Here is a 17,964-nt window from a genome sequence, read left to right on the forward strand (position 1 = left end):
ATTGCGGGTGGTGGCTGCAGCCACCACCCTAGTCAGCGACGATCGGGTGACGCCCGGAGGCCTCACCGGGGGTCGTGCCTCGACGGGCGTCGGTGACGGAGGGCGAGCAGAACGAGCCCCGCGAGGGCCAGAGCCGCGCCGACGAGGGCCGGGCCCGCGGCGTCCGCACCCGTGAAGGCCAGCCTCGGGGCGTCCGTGTCGCCGGGCGTCCGTGACGCCGTGTAGTCACCGGGGCCGGGGCCGGGGCCGGGACCGGTGCCGGAAGCGGAACCCCGGTCGGGCGGCAGGGGAGTCCCGTCGCCGCCGTTCACCGGCGCCGGGAGCATCCCCGCATCGACCCGATCGTGTCGGGTCACTCCGGTCAGACTGCCGTCGACGACGACGATCTCGTCGAGTCGGGTCTCGGCCGCTCCCCGCTCGTCGACGTCCGAGTCGAACTCGTCGTCGCCAACGTGCTGGAGCGTCCAGCCATGGGGCGCGGCCCCGAAGTCGACGACGTAGTCGCCCGGGCGCAGAGCGGTGAACTCGTAGCGGCCCTCGGCGTCGGTCTCGGTCTCGGCCGTCACGTCGTCGCCCCGGTCGTCCGTCCCGCGCAGGGACACCGCGTGCCCGGCGACCGCGGATTCGTCATCGGCGCGGACCCCGTCGGCATCCGAGTCGATCCAGACCCTGCTGCCGATCGATCCGGCCACGGCGCGTGTCGAGGCCACCGTCGACGTCGAGGTCCAGTCGATGCCGCCGACCCTGAGTCCGAAGGTCGAGGCCCAGGTCTCGCGACCGGCGGATGCGCCGTCGACGACCAGGTCGTGATGCACCTCCGCGCCGGCGGCTATGGGCTCGCTCCTCTCGACCCGGACGCCCGTGACCGCGGCGAACGAGGCCGGGCAGTCGTCGATCCCGAAGTCATCCGCCAGGCACCAGGTCGTCTCACCGCCGTCGAGGTTGGACGGGTGGACGGGGTCGTGCGAGAGCTCGTCGGAGGGGCTCGTCGTGTACCGGATCACATCCGTCGGAGCGGCGGAGGAGAGCGGCCCGCCCAGCTCGGCCCGCTCGCCGGTGGTGCCTCGCCCGTCGGCGTCGTGGGGGAGGATCGTGATCAACGAGCTGTTCGGCAGGATGGTCGTGCCCGTGTTGCGATACGACAGGGTGAAGGTCGCATCGTCGCCGACCACGCGGACGGGCCGGTCGACGGTCTCCTCCGCGTCGAAGCCGCCGCCCTCGAGGACGGTCACCGTGCGGTGGGCGACTCGGGCCCAGAGCGCCGAGACGTCACGGGTCGACGCCACCACCGCCTCCAGCCGGGCCTCGCCGCCCACGGGGACGCTGTCGAAGCGGACGTCGAAGGTCAGCGGGTCGATCGTGTCGTTGACCGCGACCGGGGCGATCGACCAGGTGAGCCGCTGGCGGACGACCCCGTCGATCTCGATCCGATCGACCTCGGGGGTCGGGGAGGCGCTCCCTGGCACGAACGACGTGCCGGCCGGCAGATGGGCCTCGACCGTGACGGCCTCGTCGACCCGGTCGCGGGAGGCGTTCGTCAGGCTCGGGTACAGGGCGTAGGTCGTCGTCCCGCCGGCGGTGACGTAGGTCGTCTCGTCAGGTGTGCTGTCGGCGTCGTGACCGGGGTCGACGACGGCGCTCCGGATGCGGGCCATGTTGCTCGTCACCGTGAGGAAGTCGGCCCACCCTCCGTTGGCGGCCTCGGCGTCGCTCCGGTCGTTCGTCCACCCGGCGGTCGGGGATGTGCGGATGGCGGCGAAGGTGCGCGGGCGCGTCTCGTCGTCGAGGCGCGGCTCGATGCGGAGATGAGCGCCGAAGCTGATGGAGGTGGTGCCCGGGTGGTCGTACGTCCACCGCACCGCACCGACGGACTCGGCGCCGCCCGGCACGGATCGCGGATCGGCGTGCCACTCCAGATCGTCGTCGCCGCAGGTCGCGTCGCGGGCCGTGGTGGGCTCCGAGCCGTCGAAGGCCGCGAACTCGGGTCGGCCCGTCACCGCGGGGAGCGTCGACGTCGCCCAGACGCCGGCGCGCTGTTCGCGGAGCGTCTGCACCGAGTTGTCGAAGACGATGCACGAGACGGCCTCCTGCCACGGAGCCGTGCCGGAGTTGCGGACTCCGAGCATGCTCATGACCGGCTGTGCCGGCGTGACGTAGGGGAGGTTGTTCTTGCCGGAGAGGTTGAACGAAGCCCCCGTCTCGACGTCGATGCCGAGATAGCGCAGCGAGCCGCCGGCGCCTGAGCCCTTGCTGACGTCGCGGGCCACGGAGTTGTTCGCGACGGGCTCGCCCTCCCCGTCGTAGTTGGCTCGACCGCTCACGGAGTCGGCGACGAAGTCCCGGTAGGTGTTCGTCGCCCGGAACGTCCCCTGCTCGGTGAGCTCGGGGACCCACAGGGAGACGTAGGCCGACACGACGTACGGCAGCGCGCCTCCGAGGATGTCGCTGCCGAGCACGTTCTTGGTAGGGAGCGACGACATCGAGGTGTCGGCCCCGGTGATCGAGATAGACACCGGTTCGCCCGGTGCCGCCTGGCTGCAGACGATCGTGCCCGAGTCGACGACGTTGGTCGACCCGCCGCCGACGCCGCCCGGCATCGACTCGACCTGGCCCGTGTTCGGGCCGCAGGCCGGAGCGCCGTCGAGGGGGGAGAGCACGGCCGGGCTGGCGTCGCCGCCGTACATGCGCGAGACGTCGTCGACGAGGGTCATGCGCTCGCCGAGGGGCTCGACCCCGAGGAGCCCGCCGCCCTCGATGAGACCGTTCCAGTGGACGAGGAGCGGGTAGACGAGGCGGAAGCCGGGAGTGACGCCGTCGGGACCCACGGCCTCGGCGAGCGTGGGCAGGGCGCGGTTCATGGATACGTCGTAGCGGGGCGCCGCCGATACGACGAGCGAGGGGGCGACGGCGCGGACGGGATCGTTGGCATCGGCGCGGGCCTCTGCGGTGACCGTCAGAGACGTCGCGTGAGGGAGGGCGACGGCGACCGAGGCGGCCACGCTCACCGTGCGGGCGCCGCTCGTGAGCGTGCCCAGTCGGCAGCGGAGGACGTCGCTCTCGATGGCGGACCCCTCGCGGGCGCAGTCGTCGGGCAGGCGCGACCAGCCGAGCCCGGGAGGCGCGGTGAGGGAGAACTCGCCACCCGACGCCGTGCCCTCGGTCGTGCCCACGGTCACGCCGTAGACCACCGCGTCACCCGTGCGCACGATGCCGTTCGCGGGGCCGCTGTCGCCCCCGGGGCGGTCGTCCGCCGTGAATCGGCCGAGACCGTCGCTCGTCACGCGGACGGCGATCTCGACGTCGTTCGAGTTCGGCGTGGTCGCGGCGGAGGCGATGGACGGGTCGCCGAGGACGACGACGAGCGCGGCCACAGCGGCGGTCAGCACCCTCGCGGGTCGGCGGGAGGTGAGCTTCATGGGCGCCTTTCGGTGGAACACGAGTTCTGCATGCGATCTGCAAACATATCGCACGTTGTCGAACGTCGACGACGCCGGACTATGCTTCAGGAATGGCTGACTCACCCTCCGGAACCCTCTACTCGCACCCCGATCGAAACCTCGGAATGGAGCTGGTCCGGGCGACCGAAGCGGCCGCGATCCGCTCCGCCCCCTTCATCGGCAAGGGCGACAAGAACGCCGCCGACAAGGCCGCCGTCGACGCGATGCGGAAGTTCCTGGGCACCGTCGCCTTCGACGGGGTCGTCGTCATCGGCGAGGGCGAGAAGGACGAAGCGCCGATGCTCTTCAACGGCGAGCACGTCGGCAACGGCTTCGGCCCCGCCTGCGACATCGCCGTCGACCCCATCGACGGCACGAGCCTCACCGCCGCCGGTCGCATGAACGCCCTGTCGGTCATCGCGGTCAGCGACCGCGGCAGCATGTTCGACCCCAGCGCCGTCTTCTACATGGACAAGATCGTCACCGGGCCCGAGGGCATCGGCATCATCGATCTCGATCGTCCGATCGGCGAGAACATCGTGGCGCTCGCCTCGGCCAAGGGCATCGCCGTCGAGGACATGCAGATCGCGGTGCTCGACCGCCCCCGTCACGCCGACCTGATCGCCCAGATCCGCGCCGTCGGCGCATCGACCCGTCTGCTGCTCGACGGCGACGTCGCCGGCGGCATCAACGCCGCCCGCCCCGACTCGCGCATCGACATGTGCGTCGGCGTCGGCGGCACCCCCGAGGGCATCATCACGGCCTGCGCCGTGAAGGCCCTCGGCGGTCTCATCCTCACGCGTCTCGCCCCGAAGGACGACGCCGAGCGCCAGAAGGCCATCGACGCCGGTCACGACCTCGACCGCGTGCTCGACCAGGACGACCTCGTGACCGGCGACAACGCCTACTTCGTCGCCACCGGTGTCACCGACGGCGCGCTAGTCGCCGGTGTCACACGCAAGCAGGGCATGATCCGCACCTCGAGTATCGTGCTGCGCTCGCACTCGGGCACGATCCGCCGCGTCGAGGCCGACCACCTCGTCTCGAAGTGGTACGGAGAGACCGCCTAGCCCCTGAGGCTATTCGTCGTCCGCCCTCGCGCCGTGTCGTTCTCGATCGGCGTCGAGGGCGGACGTCAGTTCGGCGGCCGTCAGGTCGCGCGGGGTCTCTTCGATGGGCGTCGGTGCGGCGAGCACCTTCGTCTCGTCGAGCATGCTGAGGCGACGGGCGGACGGCAGGACGGTGCGTTCTAGCGAGCCGACGAATCGGTTGTAGTCGGACACCGACCCGCGGAGCGATCTGCCGAGCTTGTCGACGTGACCGGCCATCGTCGAGAGGCGGCCGTACAGCTCTCTGCTGAGATCGAAGAGCGTCTTGGCCTCGGCGGTGACGACGTCCTGCTGCCAGCTGAAGGCGATGGTCTTCAGCACCGACCACAGGGTGACGGGGGACGCCAGCGCCACCCGCTTCTGGAACGCGTAATCCATGATCGAGGGGTCGGCTTCGAGCGCCGAGGCGACGAGGGACTCGCTCGGGATGAAGGCGATGACCAGCTCGGGTGACGACTCGAGCCCCGACCAGTAGCTCTTCGAGGCGAGGGCGTCGACGTGGGAGCGCAGCGCCTTGACGTGCTGGTTGAGCAGGGCCTCGCGTCGGGCCCCTTCTTCGCCGCCGGCCGTCGCGGGGATGGCACTGGCCTCGAGGTACGAGGTGAACGGCACCTTGGCGTCGACGGCGATGTTCTTGCCCCCCGGCAGGTGCACCACCATGTCGGGGCGTCCCGTGCCCGCGTCGGAGTGGATGCTCGTCTGGACGTCGAAGTCGACGCGCTCGACCAGGCCGGCGGCCTGCACCACGTTGCGCAGCTGGGTCTCGCCCCAGACCCCTCGGGTGCTGTTCGACTTGAGCGCCGACGCGAGACTCTCGGCGGTGCTCCGCAGGCGCTCTTCGGACTCCGCCGCGCTGCGCAGCTGCTCGCTGAGCGCACCGTACTGGTGGGTGCGCTGCTCTTCGAGCTCGGCGACCTTCTGCTGCACGGCGGCGAGACTCTGCGCGACCGGGCTGAGGGCGGTCAGAACGTGCCCCTCGGAGCGGGTGCGCTCGGCCTCGGTGATGCGGATGTCTCGGAGACGGTCTTGGAATTCGGCGAGCCGTGCCTCCTGCCCCGCGATCTGCCGACGGTACTGCTGGTCTTGCTCGTGGAGCCGCTCTTGGTACGACTCGGCGGTCGCCCGCGCCGCTGCGGCGTCGGCGGCCAGCTGCGCGGCGGTCGCGGCGCTGCGGGAGCGGCCGGCCAGGGCGCCGACGAGGGCCCCGACGACGAGGGCGACGAGAGCGAGGAGGAAGGCGACGAGCGAGGAGACCATGTCGAGCAGTGTGGCAGCGGCCACCGACATCGCTCGCTGACGAGCGTGACTCGGAGGGTAGTGGCTCAGAGGGTCAGCTGAAGAAGACCTTGAGTCGCCGCCTGGTCGGCTCGGCGCCCTCGGGGTCGGGCAGAGCTGCCGGCTTCAGCACCTTCACCTTGACCGCGGCGAGCGACGCGAGCTCGACGAGGTCGGCGGCGCCGTGGAACGCCGACGCGTGCGTGACGATCGCCGCGCAGGCCTCGGCGTCGGCCAGGGCGTCGTGGTGCGAGAAGCCGGTGAAGCCGGCGGCCGCGGCCGCGAGGGGGAGGCGGTACGAGTCGAGCGTGTACGTCTTGCGGGCGACCTGGAGGCTGCAGAGATACGACCAGGCCGGGGGAGTGAGGCCGGTTGCGGCGCAGGCGGCCTTGATGACGCCCATGTCGAAGCCGGCGTTGTGAGCGACGAAGACGTCGTCGCCGGCGAAATCGGCGATCAGGTCGAACTGCTCGGCCCAGCCGAACGCGCCGAGGACGTCGGAGGCGACGATGCCGTGGATGCGCGTGTTCCACTCGGAGAACTCGTCGTGCCCCGCAGGCGGCTGGATCAACCAGCCCGCCTTGTCGACGACGACGCCGTCGCGGACCTTGACGAGGCCGACGGAGCAGGCGCTGGCGCTGGCGCTGCTCGAGTTCGCGGTCTCGAAGTCGATCGCGGTGAAGTCGATGGGCATTGGGTCATGGTCTCACGCGCCTCCGACAGTCCCTCCACAGGACCGGTCGGAGGGCGACCCGCGCCTCCTCGGGTCCGCTCCGCCCCGGTGGCACGGCATGCCCGGTACGCTTGACCCTCGTGGCTCTCACTATCGCGATCGTCGGACTGCCCAATGTCGGCAAGTCCACCCTGTTCAACGCCCTGACCAAGAACCAGGTGCTGGCGGCGAACTACCCGTTCGCGACCATCGAGCCGAACGTCGGCATCGTCAACCTGCCCGACCCGCGCCTCCAGGTGCTCGCCGGCGTCTTCGGCAGCGAGAAGATCCTTCCCGCGCCCGTGTCGTTCGTCGACATCGCCGGCATCGTCAAGGGCGCGAGCGAGGGCGAGGGGCTCGGCAACAAGTTCCTGGCGAACATCCGCGAGGCCGACGCCATCGCCGAGGTCGTGCGCGGCTTCGACGACCCCGACGTCGTGCACGTCGACGGCAAGGTCGACCCCGAGAGCGACATGGGCACGATCAACACCGAGTTGATCCTGGCCGACCTCGAGACCGTCGAGAAGGCGCTCGTTCGCTACGAGAAGGAGCTCCGCCTCAAGCGCGTCGAGCCGATCGTGCACGAGACCGCCGTGGCCGCCCGTGACGCCCTGCAGCGCGGCGAGGCGCTGTCGTCGACGAGCATCGACCTCGAGCCGATCCGCGAGCTGGGGCTGCTCACCGCCAAGCCCTTCATCTACGTCTTCAACGTCGACGAGGCCGTGCTGACCGACGAGGCGCGCAAGGCCGAGCTGCAGGCGCTCGTGTCTCCGGCGGAGGCGATCTTCCTCGACGCACAGGTCGAGTCCGAGCTGATCGGCCTGGACGACGACGACGCGGCCGAGCTGCTCGAGTCGCTCGGGCAAGACGAGTCGGGTCTCGACCAGCTCGCCCGCATCGGGTTCGAGACGCTGGGGCTGCAGACCTACCTGACGGCCGGCCCGAAGGAGACCCGCGCCTGGACGATCGGCAAGGGCTGGAAGGCCCCGCAGGCCGCCGGTGTCATCCACACCGACTTCGAGAAGGGCTTCATCAAGGCCGAGGTCATCTCGTATGACGACCTCGTCGAGACCGGCTCCATCGCGGAGGCGCGCTCGGCCGGCAAGGCCCGCATCGAGGGCAAGGAGTACGTCATGCAGGACGGCGACGTGGTGGAGTTCCGCTTCAACAACTGACACCCCCAGCCGGTGCGGTTTAAGCCCCTCTGGCCTGCAGGGAGTCCGCAAGAGTAGGAATCGTGGCCCGCATCAGGGCACCAGCTGCGTTCCTCGTGTGATCCTCCGCCCATAGCCAGAGGTGGGTGTACGTGTTCAGCGTAATGACGGGGACGAGTGCCCAAGGCTCGCTGCACCGTTGCGACAGAGCAGCCTGATGCGATCAGCCCAGACGCGAACTAGTGGCGCAGATCGCAGAGCGTGATTCCCTCGATGCCCGCTTTAGTCGTGGTTTTCTTCCATCAGTAGGCGATCAAGTCGTCTGGGTGGCATTGATCCGTCTTCGACGGACAACCACTGTTCCTCTTCACGCACATCGATCCGCTCAACTTCTCCCGACGTCATAACGCCCGCTACCCGGAGGACCTCACGGCCGCGAATTTCGACAGGCTCAGCGTCGCGGCGGCACTTGAAGCAGTTGCGAACGACGTAAAGCAGACACGCCATGTCGTCGCTGGCTAGGCGCAGGCCATTAGCCTCCCCCTCTCCCCACCCCAGGGGTGAACAGCGGAACGGCGCTGCCCATTTTGTTGTCTACGGTTCCAGCAGCCTCAGGGCGGGGCGGGGCGGGGCGGGGCGGGGCGGGGCGGGCGCGGGGGTGGCGGGCGCGCGCGAAACGGCTTGTTCGAAGGCTCCGGAGCCGGGTGCGATCCTCGATCGGGCACAAGGCTCCGGGGTGGTCGAAGCCGTTAGAGCGGAAGCTGAGTGTCGGTACGCGCTTCTGGTGGACATGGTCAAGTGGGTCCCCGGAGCATGATTGGTAGATGACACCAGACTTGCGTCGTTGAGTTTGCGATAGGCACGAACGCGAGACAGCGTGCACGTGAGGTTTACCCGTAGATTCTACTTATGCTCGTGTTTTCTACCTCAAGTCCAGCTCTCGACGTGCTCGGTTATGTGTTTGCGTTCGTCGGCGGCCTCTTGGTCGCTTGCCTCACAGTGTGGGGATCGTTCGCTTTGGCCAATATGGAATGGAGGCGATCCGAGACGCGACGCCTTCTCGACGCACGCAGATCCACGTATGTGGCCTACGCTCGCGAAGTCAAAAAGGAAGTTAGAGTTTGTCGGCAGATGGGCGCCGAGCTTGGAGTCGCGAAGAGCAGGGCTCCGCTGACCCGTGACCAAGGGCGAGTAGCCCTCGCCGAAATCAGCCCGCTTCGGTCTGCTGAACTCGAGGATATATTGCTAATCGGAAGCAAGTCGGTCGCCGAGAGCGCGCGACTGTGGAAGTATGCACAGCAACAAATCGAGGATTATCTACTCGCACAGACGATGCCGGTTGCAAATGAATATGAGCGCCGTTACATTAAGGCTAGTCATGCCCGAGATCTCTTCTACATTGCAGCTCGCGACGACCTGGCGGTAAAAGGAGACACAACGATGAAATCACGTTCTGACCGTGCGGCGGACTACGCAGCCCTTCATGAACATTAATCATTGCTGACTTTCATCTAGCGTCTGACACGGTCACAGCTATAACTTAGATTGATGTTATTCCAGGACTCCAGGGTGCCGATGGCGGGCGTACATAAGACGCGCGGATTGCGAGGCCCGGCTTGCCGAGCTGTGTTCAACCAGCGAGCGCGATCTTTATCAACTCCTGATCGAAAACGGCACACGTAATCGGTTTCATGCTGTCATAATTGCGGTGTGGACATCTTGCCTGCTCTTCCGGTCCTTCTTGCAAGTACGGTTCTATCGGCTGCGGTCGCCGGGGTTATTTCGCTTCTCAGTCAAAGGATGAATCTTCGTCACCTAGATCGTGAAACTGCCAGTCGAAGTAAGGACCTGGTGCGTCAGAGGGTCCGTGAGAATTCGGAGTTCATGATGACTCTCGTCGCGATTGCGCACGGTACGCCGGCGGATGGACGGCGTCATCTAGCGGTCGCTGAACAAAGGACTGCCGTTGAGATAATTGTTTCGAATGCTAATGAGTACCCGGAACTCCGTAAGCCAACCGAAGTTTTCCTGCTTAGCGGTATGGATTATGCGCGAGAAAGACTAGAGTCACCCTCGGCTGGTCTTGGATGGAAAGATATGCTAGCTTATTACGAGGCTGCCTATAGTAGATTGAACTAATCAACACGCGGGCACGACTCGGAAATTTAGCCCAAGAACGCGGGATTGGCTGATCACCAGGGCGCCAACCAGCATTAATGCGTGCACTCTTATGGCCATGGTGAAATGTTTCTCATAAGTTAAGTAATTCAAATACTGGCACTTAGTTCGCGCTTAGCACTTGGCGTGCAAGCAAAAGACATATCTGTCGGAATGCATTGTCATAAACCAATAGCCGAGGTTTCGTAGAGCAGATCTAGATACGAGATCGAGCCATCCTTCACTAGAATTGCCTGCCTCTCGGCTCATTTGTAGCCATAGCGGTTTGCTCATTGACTACTTAGGCTATATTCTCGAAATTAGATGCCTTCTTTGCATGAGGAACGTGAATGTCTATTCCAAAGTATTGTTAGGTCTATCGTTATGAGCGTCAGCGCAGCAGGGTGTCGCGGGGGTACTCGCCGAAGCGCTTGACGTAGGCGGCGGAGAATCGGCCGAGGTTGCCGAAGCCCCAGCGGCGGGCGATCTCCGAGACGAGTGCCTCGTCGCGCGACGACGCGACGAGCTCGTCGTGCGCCTTGTCGAGACGCACCTGCCGCAGGTAGTTCATCGGGCTCGCACCGAGGTGGTCGTTCATCGCCTGCTGCAGCGTGCGCGTGTGCATGCCGGCGGCCCGCGCGATGTCAGCCGGTGTGATGGGCTGATCGGCGTACGCGTGCACGTACTCGACCGCGACGCGGAGGCGCGCCGTCCGCTCGGTCCGCAGGCTGCTCGGCACGTCGACCGCCTGCCAGGGGAAGAGGTCGAGCATCGCGCGCACCAGAGTGACCTGCGCCTCGTGGCGGAGCAAGGGCGACGCCTTCTCGGTGACGATGGCGGGCGTGGTGGCGCTGATGGCGGCTCGCCAGGCGACCAGCGCCTCCGGCGAGGGGGCGGCGGTGTGGTCGAAGACGATGCGCTGCGAGGGGCCGCCGTGGCGCTCGGTCGCCAGGTCTTCGAGGAACGTCGCGTCGGCGTGCACCATGTTGTTGCGGTGCGGCGTCATCATGAACGAGAACGACGTCTCGGACGGGATGAGGAACGGCTGCCCGCCGAGACTCGTCAACTGCCCCCCGTGGTGCTCGATCGTGGCCGTACCCGAGCGCAGCCACGACACGACGTAGTCCTTCGAGTAGGGGACGTCGCCCTGCAGATGACCGGTGAAGGTCGCGGTGCGGAGGCTCATGCGCTCGTCGCCGGCGCTGGCGTAACGGAACACGAACGGCTCGTCGGAGCGGCGGGCGCGGAAGTGACGACCGCGGTACAGATCCTGGAGGCGCGCGCAGGCGTCGAGGAGATCGTCGGTTCCCTCTTCGGAGCGGCGGAAGGCCGGGTCGACCTGCACGGCGATCGGGCGGGTGTCGCCCTCCTGCGGGGGTGCGTAGGCGCTCGTCATTAATCCTCCTGGTCCGATGCGGTCCGGTGCCGAGGCGCGTGGTGGACGCCCGGGTACGTCATTGAGACGTTCCGCGAGACGGAAACGTCACGAATCCGTCGGACCCGAGGGTTGTTCGGAGATCACGGGGCGCTCGATGGGGGCTCGGCGCGCCCCAGAATGGGGGAGTGCCGTCTCAGGCGTCGACCGGACAGCGGTGCAGGAGATCGATGGAATGGAGCCATGGTGATCGATCGACGTCCGTACTTCCGCCAGGTGGCCTCGCCGGCCCGACGGCTGGTCTTCAAGCGCGGGGAGTCGGAGTACGAGGTCATGTCGTCGCCGGGTGTCATCCGACGCGTGCCGTTGTCGCAGGTGAGGGAGGCGCTGGGCGCGTCGCCCACCTCGCGTCGCGACTTCCAGGAGTGCGACATGACGGCCGCGCAGCTGTTCCGCGAGGGTAGCGACCTGTGGGTCGAGTACCCGACGGGCATCACCGTCAGCACCGGCGAACTGTTCACACCGTGACCGACTCCAGTGACTACAACTACCTCCGGTTCTTCAGGATGACGGCCAGGCCTAGCGGGTGGTCCGTCTTCAGGTGGGGTCACCGCGAGTTCGATGTACTGCCGGTGGGTGGTGCTCCTGAGCACGTCGTGGGACTCCGAGCCTTGCGAGAGCGCCTGGGCGTGACGCGAGACGGTCGGCGCGATTTCCAGGAGTGCATGACCACCTGTCACCGACTCTTCCGGACCCACGAGACGGACTCGTGGGTCAATTGGCCGTACGGCAGTGTCTCGTCGAGCGGAGACGTCCTACGAGGCTGATTGCCCTGACCCGCGTCAGCCGGCGCCACCGGTCCCGGGCCTGAGTCTGCCTCGTCTAAGGTCAGGCATGAGCCGAATCACGCCCGCCCCCGCACTGCTGCGCCTCGGCGTCCTCGCGACCTCCCGCAAACCCGACGAGCGGCGCCTCCCGATCCACCCCGCCCACCTCGAGCGGATCGACGCCGATCTGCGTGCGAGCATGACCCTCGAGCGCGGCTACGGCCTGCGCTTCGGCATCCCCGACTCCGACCTCGAGCCGCTCGTGGCCCTCGCCGACCGTGGGCAGATCATCGCCGACAGCGACGTCGTCCTGTTGCCGAAGCCCCAGGCTGACGACCTCGCCGGGCTGCGCGACGGGCAGACCCTCTGGGGCTGGCCGCACTGCGTGCAGGACCGCGAGATCACCCAGCTCGCCATCGACAAGAAGCTCACCCTCATCGCGTGGGAGGCCATGAACCACTGGCAGCCCGACGGCGGCTACGCCCTGCACGTCTTCCACAAGAACAACGAGCTCGCCGGCTACTGCTCGGTGCTGCACGGCCTCCAGCTCTGCGGCTCGACCGGCGACTACGGCCGCCGCCTGAGCGCCGTCGTGATCGGCTTCGGCGCCACCGCCCGCGGGGCCGTCACCGCCCTGAACGCGCACGGCATCCACGACGTGCGCGTGCTGACCAACCGCAACATCGCGGCCGTCGGCTCGCCCATCCCCTCGGTCGACATCCATCAGTTCGAGCACGACCCCGAGACCCCCGGCGCCAGCACGGTGAACACGCCCGACGGTCCGGTCGCCCTCGCGCCCTTCCTGGCCGCGAACGACATCGTCGTGAACTGCACCCTCCAAGACCCCAACGCGCCCCTGACCTACCTGCGGACGAGCGACCTCGCGACGTTCCGCCCCGGCAGCCTCATCGTCGACGTCTCGGTCGACGAGGGCATGGGCTTCGAGTGGGCCCGCGCGACGACCTTCGCCGAGCCGATGATCACCGTCGGCGATACGACGAACTACTACGCCGTCGACCACAGCCCGTCACTGCTGTGGAACTCGACCACATGGGAGATCAGCGAGGCGCTGATGCCGTTCCTCCGCACCGTGATGGAGGGCCCCGCCTCGTGGCGCGAGTCCGACACGATCCGCCGTGCCATCGAGATCGAGGAGGGGCGGGTCGAGAACGACGCGATCCTCACCTTCCAGGGCCGGTCGCCCGAGTACCCGCACCTGGCTCTCGACGCCTGACCCGGGCGGCGCGCGGGCCGCGGCAAGCGGCGGGCGGCGGACAGTACGAGATCAGGGCCGAGGAGGCGCGGCGAGGGCCGCGACGACCCGTTCCGTCCCGAACTCCCACGCGTCGTCGACGTCGCCGCCGAGCTGGAACCCGCCGTTCAGCTCCATCACGACGAAGCCGGCCACCCAGGCCGTGAGCGTGCGGGCCGCTGCGAGGGCGTTCTCGGCGCCGGCGAGCTCCGCGCCCACCCGGAGGGTCGCCCGGCTGGCCTCGGCCCCGAACTCCGCTCGCGCTCGCGGCATGCCGGGGCCCGGCGTCATGACGAGCTGGAACGCGGCCGGTCGCTCGTGCGCGAACGAGCGGAAGCCGTCGAGCACCTGTCGAGCGCTCGCAGCCCCGTCGAGGTGGACGGCCAGATCGGAGAGGGTGGCCTCCGCGACCAGCTGGACCAGCGCCTCCCTGCTGTCCACGCGTTTGTAGAGCGAGGGGGCGCGCACGCCGACGCGGGCCGCGACGGCGGCCATCGTGAGACCGGCGGGGCCGTCGGTCTCGAGCAGCTCGCGGGCGGCGAGGACGATGGCTTCGAGGGAGGTGCGCTCAGGAGACGGCATCCGTCGAGTATAGCTATTGACAGTAGCCATGAAGGCTAATTAGAGTAGCCATCATGGAACTCACCCCCTCCCTCCACCGCATCGGCAACGACGTGGTCGCCGCCTACTTCGTCGTCACCCCCGCCGGTGTCACCGTCATCGACGCCGGGCTGCCCGGTCTCCACACCGAACTCGTCGCCGAGCTGGCTCTGATCGGCCGCTCGCTCGCGGACGTGAAGGGGCTGATCCTCACGCACGGCGACGGCGATCACATCGGCTTCGCCGAGCGACTGCGTCGCGAGCACGGCGTGCCCGTGTTCATCCACGCCGGCGACGCCGCCCGAGCGAAGGGCGGCGCCAAGCCGAAGAACGCCAAGCAGCAGATGCGACTCGGGGCCCTGCTCGGGTTCGTCGCCTACACGCTGCGCAAGGGCGGCGCGAAGACGACCTGGCTCACCGAGGTCGTCGAGCTGCAGGGCGGCGAGACCCTCGATCTGCCGGGTTCGCCGCAGATCATCCCGATGCCCGGGCACTCCGAGGGCAGCATCGCCGTGTTCGTGCCCGGCGTCGACACTGTGTTCGTGGGCGACGCCCTGACGACGCGGCACGTGCTGACCGGTGCGGTCGGGCCTGCACCGGCGCCGTTCACGGACGAGCCGGAGCAGGCCCTCGACTCGCTCTCGGCGCTCGTCGAGACCGGTGCGACCTGGGTCCTGCCCGGTCACGGCGCCCCCTGGAGCGGCGGGGTCGCCACCGCCGTCGAGGCGGTTCGCGCCGCCGCCCGCCGCGGCTAGACCGCCGCTGCTAGACCGTCGCGGGCACCGCCGCCGGCACCACGCGCACCAGCACGGCCTTCGACACCGGCGTGTTGCTGCCGATCGACGCGCTGTCGAGCGGGACGAGCACGTTCGCCTCGGGGAAGTACGCGGCCGCGCAGCCCCGCGCCGTCGGATACGCCACGACCCGGTAGTCGCGCAGCACCCGCTCGACGTCGTCCGTCCACTCGGTGAACACGTCGACCCGCTGGCCGTCGACGAGGCCCAGCTCGGCGAGGTCGTCGGGGTTGATGAAGACGACCTCGCGCCCCTTCTTGATGCCGCGGTAGCGGTCGTTCAGGCTGTAGATCGTGGTGTTGTACTGGTCGTGCGACCGCAGGGTCTGCAGCAGGAGGCGCCCCGCCGGCCGCTCGACGTGCTCGAGCTCGTTGACCGTGATCATCGCCTTGCCCGCCGCTGTGTCGAACGTCCGCGAGTCGCGGGGCCCGTTGGGCAGCACGAAGCCGTCACGACTGCGCACCCGCTCGCTGTACCGCTCGAAACCCGGCACGACCCGGCTGATGTGGTCGCGCAGCGTGTCGTAGTCGTCTTCGAACGCCTGCCAGTCGATCTCGAGATCGGCTCGATCACGGAGTGTCACTCGGGCGAGTCTGCTGACGATGGCGACCTCGGACAGCAGGTCGGGCGCGACCGGCGGCACCTGGCCGTGGCTGCCGTGCACCGAGCAGACGGTGTCTTCGACGGAGACGAACTGCGGACCCGACTTCTGCACGTCGATCTCGGTGCGACCGAGGGTCGGCAGGATGAGCGCCTCGGCACCCACGACTGCGTGCGACCGGTTCAGCTTGGTCGAGACCTGGACGGTCATCTCCGTGCCGCGCATGGCGGCCTCGGCCAGCTGGGTGTCCGAGATCGCGGCCACGAGGTTGCCGCCCATGCCCATCCAGAACTTGATCCGCCCCTCCTGCATGGCCTTGATGCCCTTGAGCGCGTCGACGCCGTGCTCCCGCGGCGGGTCGAAGCGGAACTCCCGCTGCAGCGCGTCGAGGAACTGGTCGGACATCTGCTCCCAGATGCCCATCGTGCGGTCGCCCTGCACGTTGCTGTGCCCGCGGATCGGCGAGGCCCCGGCGCCGGGTCGGCCGATGTTGCCGCGCAGCAGCAGCAGGTTGATGATCTCCTTGATGGTGTCGACGGCCTTGCGGTGCTGCGTGATGCCCATCGCCCAGGTGATGATCACGCGTTCGGCCGAGATGTAGCGCTCGGCGAGCTCGTCGATCTCGGCGCTCGTGATGCCCGTGGCGAGCAGCACCTCGTCGTCGTCGACCTTGGCGATGTGCTCGCGGAAGGCGTCGAGCCCCACGGTGTGCTCGGCCAGGAATGCGTGGTCGAGCACGGTGCCGGGCGCGGCGTCCTCTGCGGCGAGCACGCGCTTCGCGACCGCCTGCAGCAGGGCCATGTCGCCGCCCAGCCTGATCTGCACGAACTGGTCGGCGATGTTCGTGCCGCGACCCACGATGCCGCGCGGCAGCTGCGGGTTCTTGTACCTGCGGAGACCGGCCTCGGGCAGCGGGTTCACGGCCACGATCGCCGCGCCGTTGCCTTTCGCGTCTTCGAGCGCCGTGAGCATGCGGGGGTGGTTGGTGCCGGGGTTCTGCCCCAGCACGATGATGAGGTCGGCCTGCTCGAAGTCGTCGTAGGCGATCGTCGACTTGCCGACGCCGACGGTCTCGCCCATGGCCGCACCCGTCGACTCGTGGCACATGTTCGAGCAGTCGGGCAGGTTGTTGGTGCCGAAGGCCCGCACGAACAGCTGGTACTCGAACGCCGCCTCGTTCGAGGTGCGACCCGAGGTGTAGAACGACGCCTCGTCGGGGCTGTCGAGCGAATTCAGCCTGTCGCCGATGATCTCGAACGCGCGCTCCCAGCTGACCGGCTCGTAGTGGTCGCTGCCGATGGGCTTGTGCACCGGCGTCGTCAGGCGGCCCTGCATGCCGAGCCAGTACTCGGACTTCTCGAGCAGGTCGTCGATCGAGTGCTCGGCCCAGAACGAGTCGGGCACGAGCACCGGGTTGGCCTCCCAGGTGACCGCCTTGGCGCCGTTCTCGCAGAACTCCGCGACCTTGCGGTGGTTCGGGTCGGGCCAGGCGCAGCTCATGCAGTCGAAGCCGTCCTTCTGGTTCAGCGACGTCATCAGCTTCACGGTGCGGGCGAGACCGAGCTGCTTGATGGCGGGCTCCATCGAGTGCAGCACGCCGGGCACGCCGGCCGCCCACTCGCGCGGAGGGCCGACCTCGATGTCGTCGTCGTTCACGTCGTCGACGGGGGGCTTCTCGGTCACGGTCTCGATCCGATCGTCAGGGGCACGGGGGAGGAGGCGCGGGTCGCGCCCGAAAGGGAGGTCGAGGAGGCGCGGGTCGCGTCGCCGGGGGAGGTCGAGGAGGCGCTGGTCGCGTCGCCGGAGGAGGCGCGCGCCGTCTCGTCGGGAGCCCCCAGCCGGTCGGGTCGCGAGTACACGACCATCGAGCGCCCGCGGAGGAACCCCACGATGGTCACGCCGAGCTCGGTCGCCAGGTCGACGGCGAGCGACGACGGCGCGGACACGGCGGCGAGCATCGGGATGCCGGCCATCGACGCCTTCTGGGTGAGCTCGAAGGAGGCGCGACCCGAGACCATCAGGACGGTGCCTCTCAGGGGGAGCCGCCCCTCCTTCACGGCCCAGCCGACGACCTTGTCGACGGCGTTGTGCCGACCGACGTCTTCACGCAGCACGAGCAGCTCGCCCGTCGCGCCGTCGAAGAGGGCGGCGGCATGCAGCCCGCCGGTCTTGTCGAAGACGTCCTGGCCCTCGCGAAGCCGGTCGGGGAACGTCGCGAGCAGGGCCGGGTCGAGCACGAGCGGATCGTGCAGCACCGAGTGCTGCGACTTCGTGCGCACCGCGTCGATGGAGGCCTTGCCGCAGAGGCCGCACGAACTCGTCGTGTAGAAGGCCCGCTCGAGGCTCGGGTCGGGGGCGGGCACCCCGGGGGCGAGTGCGACGTCGAGCACGTTGTAGGTGTTGAGCCCCTCGGCCGTCGCGCCGGCGCAGTACCTCGCGGCGGCGAACTCGTCACCGGTCGAGATGACGCCCTCGGAGACCATGAAGCCGGCCGCGAGATCGAAGTCGTGGCCAGGCGTCCGCATGGTGATGGCGAGCGAGCGCCCGCCCACGCGGATCTCGAGGGGCTCTTCGACGGCGAGGGTGTCGATCGTGCGCCGGACTCCGGTCGACCCGTCGTCGTCGACGGTCAGCCGGGTCACGGGTTTCCGTGACGTTATTCGTGCCATGG

General features: G+C 68.3%; 13 protein-coding genes. 6 read left to right on the forward strand and 7 right to left on the reverse strand.

Annotated features, from left to right (window positions below; genetic code table 11):
• Nucleotides 1–62 precede the first annotated feature (62 nt).
• Entirely contained in the window at nucleotides 63–3,416 is a 3,354-nt protein-coding gene (locus SOM13_RS00645) for an SdrD B-like domain-containing protein (protein ID WP_320478616.1), read from the reverse strand.
• 92 nt (nucleotides 3,417–3,508) lie between these two features.
• On the opposite strand from SOM13_RS00645, the gene glpX reads away from it, so the two are divergent.
• Entirely contained in the window at nucleotides 3,509–4,507 is a 999-nt protein-coding gene (gene glpX, locus SOM13_RS00650) for a class II fructose-bisphosphatase (RefSeq protein WP_320478617.1), read from the forward strand.
• A gap of 9 nt (nucleotides 4,508–4,516) precedes the next feature.
• Here the strand turns inward: glpX and SOM13_RS00655 are convergent, their stop codons facing one another.
• Both SOM13_RS00655 and SOM13_RS00660 read right to left on the reverse strand, forming a co-directional pair.
• On the reverse strand, nucleotides 4,517–5,803 hold the full coding sequence (locus tag SOM13_RS00655; protein WP_320478618.1) for a DNA recombination protein RmuC: 1,287 nt from the start codon (nucleotides 5,801–5,803) through the stop codon (nucleotides 4,517–4,519).
• Between the two features lie 73 nt (nucleotides 5,804–5,876).
• Nucleotides 5,877–6,515 (reverse strand): exonuclease domain-containing protein, encoded by a 639-nt coding sequence (locus SOM13_RS00660; RefSeq protein WP_320478619.1) that lies wholly within the window; start codon nucleotides 6,513–6,515, stop codon nucleotides 5,877–5,879.
• Between the two features lie 119 nt (nucleotides 6,516–6,634).
• Here SOM13_RS00660 and ychF point away from each other — a divergent pair, with 119 nt between their 5' ends.
• Complete coding sequence (gene ychF / locus SOM13_RS00665) at nucleotides 6,635–7,708, forward strand: redox-regulated ATPase YchF (RefSeq protein WP_320478620.1); 1,074 nt, start codon at nucleotides 6,635–6,637, stop codon at nucleotides 7,706–7,708.
• Nucleotides 7,709–8,818: 1,110 nt separating this feature from the next.
• Entirely contained in the window at nucleotides 8,819–9,181 is a 363-nt protein-coding gene (locus SOM13_RS00670; RefSeq protein ID WP_192059651.1) for a hypothetical protein, read from the forward strand.
• A gap of 1,054 nt (nucleotides 9,182–10,235) precedes the next feature.
• Here the strand turns inward: SOM13_RS00670 and SOM13_RS00675 are convergent.
• Entirely contained in the window at nucleotides 10,236–11,240 is a 1,005-nt protein-coding gene (locus tag SOM13_RS00675) for a helix-turn-helix transcriptional regulator (RefSeq protein ID WP_320478621.1), read from the reverse strand.
• 222 nt (nucleotides 11,241–11,462) lie between these two features.
• On the opposite strand from SOM13_RS00675, the gene SOM13_RS00680 reads away from it, so the two are divergent.
• Nucleotides 11,463–11,747 (forward strand): hypothetical protein, encoded by a 285-nt coding sequence (locus SOM13_RS00680; RefSeq protein ID WP_320478622.1) that lies wholly within the window; start codon nucleotides 11,463–11,465, stop codon nucleotides 11,745–11,747.
• Nucleotides 11,748–12,113: 366 nt separating this feature from the next.
• Nucleotides 12,114–13,280: a N(5)-(carboxyethyl)ornithine synthase gene (locus SOM13_RS00685; protein ID WP_320478623.1), complete on the forward strand. Its 1,167-nt coding sequence runs from the start codon at nucleotides 12,114–12,116 to the stop codon at nucleotides 13,278–13,280.
• Between the two features lie 51 nt (nucleotides 13,281–13,331).
• Here SOM13_RS00685 and SOM13_RS00690 read toward each other — a convergent pair whose 3' ends face one another.
• Nucleotides 13,332–13,880 (reverse strand): TetR/AcrR family transcriptional regulator, encoded by a 549-nt coding sequence (locus SOM13_RS00690; RefSeq protein ID WP_243213826.1) that lies wholly within the window; start codon nucleotides 13,878–13,880, stop codon nucleotides 13,332–13,334.
• 53 nt (nucleotides 13,881–13,933) lie between these two features.
• On the opposite strand from SOM13_RS00690, the gene SOM13_RS00695 reads away from it, so the two are divergent.
• Entirely contained in the window at nucleotides 13,934–14,653 is a 720-nt protein-coding gene (locus tag SOM13_RS00695; protein ID WP_320478624.1) for an MBL fold metallo-hydrolase, read from the forward strand.
• 10 nt (nucleotides 14,654–14,663) lie between these two features.
• Here the strand turns inward: SOM13_RS00695 and SOM13_RS00700 are convergent, their stop codons facing one another.
• Nucleotides 14,664–16,976, reverse strand: coding sequence for an FdhF/YdeP family oxidoreductase (locus tag SOM13_RS00700; protein WP_320478625.1), 2,313 nt, complete (start codon nucleotides 16,974–16,976; stop codon nucleotides 14,664–14,666).
• A complete protein-coding gene (gene fdhD / locus SOM13_RS00705) occupies nucleotides 16,973–17,962 on the reverse strand; it encodes a formate dehydrogenase accessory sulfurtransferase FdhD (protein ID WP_320478626.1) in 990 nt (329 codons plus the stop codon). Before fdhD ends, SOM13_RS00700 begins: the two co-directional genes overlap by 4 nt.
• Nucleotides 17,963–17,964: the final 2 nt, after the last annotated feature.

The sequence above is a fragment of the Frigoribacterium sp. CFBP9030 genome (assembly GCF_034045195.1).
In the GTDB taxonomy this organism is placed as follows: domain Bacteria; phylum Actinomycetota; class Actinomycetes; order Actinomycetales; family Microbacteriaceae; genus Frigoribacterium.

Bases quoted from the DNA above. Each gene is read 5' to 3' on its own strand.
- SOM13_RS00645 (WP_320478616.1), bottom strand. From the start codon at position 3,416: ATGAAGCTCACCTCCCGCCGACCCGCGAGGGTGCTGACCGCCGCTGTG.
- glpX (WP_320478617.1), top strand. From the start codon at position 3,509: ATGGCTGACTCACCCTCCGGAACCCTCTACTCGCACCCCGATCGAAAC.
- SOM13_RS00655 (WP_320478618.1), bottom strand. From the start codon at position 5,803: ATGGTCTCCTCGCTCGTCGCCTTCCTCCTCGCTCTCGTCGCCCTCGTC.
- SOM13_RS00660 (WP_320478619.1), bottom strand. From the start codon at position 6,515: ATGCCCATCGACTTCACCGCGATCGACTTCGAGACCGCGAACTCGAGC.
- SOM13_RS00670 (WP_192059651.1), top strand. From the start codon at position 8,819: ATGGGCGCCGAGCTTGGAGTCGCGAAGAGCAGGGCTCCGCTGACCCGT.
- SOM13_RS00675 (WP_320478621.1), bottom strand. From the start codon at position 11,240: ATGACGAGCGCCTACGCACCCCCGCAGGAGGGCGACACCCGCCCGATC.
- SOM13_RS00680 (WP_320478622.1), top strand. From the start codon at position 11,463: ATGGTGATCGATCGACGTCCGTACTTCCGCCAGGTGGCCTCGCCGGCC.
- SOM13_RS00685 (WP_320478623.1), top strand. From the start codon at position 12,114: ATGAGCCGAATCACGCCCGCCCCCGCACTGCTGCGCCTCGGCGTCCTC.
- SOM13_RS00690 (WP_243213826.1), bottom strand. From the start codon at position 13,880: ATGCCGTCTCCTGAGCGCACCTCCCTCGAAGCCATCGTCCTCGCCGCC.
- SOM13_RS00695 (WP_320478624.1), top strand. From the start codon at position 13,934: ATGGAACTCACCCCCTCCCTCCACCGCATCGGCAACGACGTGGTCGCC.
- fdhD (WP_320478626.1), bottom strand. From the start codon at position 17,962: ATGGCACGAATAACGTCACGGAAACCCGTGACCCGGCTGACCGTCGAC.